The sequence below is a fragment of the Candidatus Merdisoma sp. JLR.KK006 genome (assembly GCF_036941035.1).
Classification (GTDB): domain Bacteria; phylum Bacillota; class Clostridia; order Lachnospirales; family Lachnospiraceae; genus Laedolimicola.
Window position 1 is genome coordinate 1 of record NZ_JAYMNS010000068.1, and the last position, 2,635, is coordinate 2,635.

Here is a 2,635-nt window from a genome sequence, read left to right on the forward strand (position 1 = left end):
GGATGAAAGTCCTCCCCTCCTCTTTCGTCATGCCCTCCATGTGGAAGTTCATCACGAGCCTCTGGCGCAGAGGCTCGTGGACGGACAGGCGCAGGGTATTGTTCAGCTGCCCCAGGCCGCACAAAAGGATCACGGCCCGGTCCCTGGAATCCATCTCGAAGTTAAACAGGAGTTTTAAGTCATTCAGGATTGCATTGCCTATATAATTCGCTTCATCAATAATGATGACGGGGGTCTTTTTCTTCTCCAGGCACAGCCGGCTGACTTCCTCCTGTATGGAACGGAAGTTATCCGGCTTGCGGAAGGAGGGCTGCCCGCCCAGGGATTCCACGAGGCTGCGGTAGAAATCCGAAACGGTGAGCGTGGAGAGGCAGGAATAGACCACCTTGTAGAGGGAAGGGTTCAGTGCTGCCGCCCAGTTTCTCACGGCAGTGGTCTTGCCCCGCCCCGGCCCGCCCGTGAGCAGGCCGAAGCCCTTTGTCTTAGCCAGATAGGAAAGGCGGAAGAGGGCTTCCCGGTACTGGGCCGTCTCCACCAGGATCTCTTTGGAATTCTTCAGGAAAGGGTTGAATTCCAGCCCGAAACGCAAAACTTCCATGGAATGTCCTTTTTCCATTTATCCCTCACCCCCTTCGGAAAGGAGGAGTTTTTCCCGCTTCACGGAAGCGTTCTCCTGCTTGTTCAAGAGCCTTACCGGGAGCAGGGTGCCGTCCGCCTCTGCCACATAGACCTCGTCCATGCCCGGAGAGCAGCGCAGCCGTATCCTCTGCCTGGCAAAGCGCATGTCCACCTCATACTCCACGTTCCCGATGGTGACCACACTGTCTGCGGATACCCTGCGCTCCAGTTCCAGGAGGAAATCCGTTTTCATCTTTTCTTCCGGGAGACGGCGTACCTTTTCCGGCTCGGAGAAGAAACGTTCCTGAGGGGAGCTCCCCTTAAGGGAGGAATGGGCGGAAAGGTTGTAGCCTCGGACGTAGGCGCACAGGCTTCCGGAAAGGGCCTCCAGGGAAGGGAAATCCCGCATATCCAGGGAGGCCATCCACTGGTCCTTCATGGTCCGGAACCATCTCTCTACCTTGGCCTTGGCTGTCGGGGTATAGGGTTTGCAGTAATTAATGGTGGTTCCGATGCGGGCGGCCAGCAGTTCCATCTGTTTGTTCTTATAGGCGCTGCCGTTATCGAAATTGAACATCCTGGGCACGCCGTACTTTGCCACAGCGCTTTTCATCACTGACATGAGGTTTACGAAGGTATCCTCGAAGAACACCCCTGCCCCGGTGACAAGGCGGCTTGCGTCATCGATCAGGGCGATCACATATACCCTGCGTTTCCTGCCGTCTGCTGTCCTGAGGTACGGCCCGACGCTGGAATCCCCGCACCAGACTTCGTTCACATGGGGGCGTTCATAGCGCCGCATATCCTGGACGGGCGTACTTCCTGCTTCCAGGGCGAGCCGGTTCACATACCTGTTCACAGTGGACTCGGAGACTTCGCCGCCTTTTATGCTGCCGTCCTCCTTTAACTGCCGGAAAATGGCGGCTGCACCCATGCGGGGATAGCGTCCTTTCAGATATGAGATTTTTTCTTTCAGGTCATCGTCCAGCTTTCTGGATCTGCCGCAGTCATTCCTCCCGGCAGGAAGCAGGGCGTCAAATCCCCCTTTCTGGTAGGTGAAATACCATTTGTAGAGTGTTTTGGGTGCATAATTCCTGACCTCCCCGTTCGGATGCAGCAGTCCTTTTTGTGATGTTTTCTCCAGATAGTCCGCCAGATTCCGGTACCCTTCCGGCAGGCCGGGGATGAGCGGAGCGATGGCCGAATAGCGCATCAACGCGATGGCATGTCTGTATTCCTGTTCCATTGATCTGAAACCTCCTTATGTTTTTATGTCATCATAAGGGAAAGGGGCATGGGAGTCACCCAAAGTTATGTAGGCGGCACAAAGAAGAGGTTCCTGGTATTTTTTATCTGCATGAACTGGCGTCCGAAAAGGCGGATGCAGGGCTTAGTGAGGGCATGGGCGGGGGACAGCGGGAGGCTTTCGCTTAAGAGACGCTGCCGCCAGAAACGGATATATAAGGACAGGATGTAAAAGACCTGGCTGGGAGAGAGTTCCGGGTTCGTATCCATCACCTCCCTGCCGTCCCTCCCATCTTCAAAGGAAGAAGCTATGGCGGCGTGGTCCGTGAGGAGGACCTGGGAGTAGGGGACGATGCCGGAGGGAAGGAGGGCATGGGTGGCATTGCAGAGGCTGCACTGCACCCTGCGTATGACAAGGGGGATCTTTCCCAGTGCTGTTTTTATGGAGCGGGTATAGGCCCCGTGCCCTGCGAGGCAGCCGCAGTGGCCGCAGGAACACTCCAGCTGGCAGATCTGGATGGAATCCATGGCATCATCATAAAATTCCTGTGAAATTTCGTTGCATTCTTCTGTGATTACTGTTATCATATCCTTGTCTGTGGCGGAACCGTCCGCCATGGTGTGAGTAAGGACAGGGACACAAACTTTGGTCGGTGAGGGTTCCTGTCCTTTTTTCTGCGTATCAGATAAAAGGATAGCACAAAAGGTATGGAGATGAAATAATCTGACGGAAAATATATCAGATTAAAATATCCCATACCTTATTTAATTT

Annotated in this window: 3 protein-coding genes; all 3 read right to left on the reverse strand. The window is 54.6% G+C overall.

Annotation, left to right across the window (positions count from 1 at the left end; translation table 11 throughout):
* Nucleotides 1-616 (reverse strand): ExeA family protein (locus VSQ61_RS22530; protein WP_334346559.1); only part of this gene is annotated, 616 nt, incomplete at its 3' end.
* On the reverse strand, nucleotides 617-1,864 hold the full coding sequence (locus tag VSQ61_RS22535; RefSeq protein WP_334346560.1) for a DDE-type integrase/transposase/recombinase: 1,248 nt from the start codon (nucleotides 1,862-1,864) through the stop codon (nucleotides 617-619). It lies immediately after the preceding gene.
* A 65-nt stretch (nucleotides 1,865-1,929) separates the two neighbouring features.
* Nucleotides 1,930-2,451, reverse strand: coding sequence for a DUF6431 domain-containing protein (locus VSQ61_RS22540; RefSeq protein WP_300785351.1), 522 nt, complete (start codon nucleotides 2,449-2,451; stop codon nucleotides 1,930-1,932).
* Between the last annotated feature and the right edge of the window lie 184 nt (nucleotides 2,452-2,635).